This is a genomic window from Planococcus sp. RAB007_Raresut, from assembly GCF_057369535.1.
This window is the reverse complement of sequence record NZ_JBXYIF010000053.1, coordinates 1-346: the sequence shown is the minus strand read 5'-3', so window position 1 is coordinate 346 and position 346 is coordinate 1. Positions and strand designations below refer to the sequence as shown.

The window sequence follows — 346 nt, the reverse complement described above, 5'->3', positions numbered from 1 at the left end:
GCTATAAGGCATCAGCTTATAGAAGTTCATTTTTAATGTCTTACTTAGGATTTTTACAGATTGTAAAAGAAAGAATACTCGAAGGAAATAAGCCAAACGATATAGGTGTTAAAGAATGGGAAGATAGGTCAAAAAAATTACGCGATGATGACAAATGGGAAACAGAAGTCAATGAAATGTTAATTAAAAAAAATGGTGAGAATAGAAATAGATTTTTTTTGATTTCAGAAAGTTTGATGGATGATATCAATTTCATTAGACAACGGAGGAATGATTGTGCCCATGCGAAATCTACAATTATCGATAATTCTCATGTGGAAGTACTTTGGAGTTTTTTAAAATCTAA

General features: G+C 30.3%; 1 pseudogene. It reads left to right on the top strand.

The annotated features are described in order from the left end of the window. Positions 1–35 precede the first annotated feature (35 nt). Positions 36–346, top strand: a pseudogene (locus tag AC2Q9J_RS17730) (hypothetical protein); the annotation flags it as partial.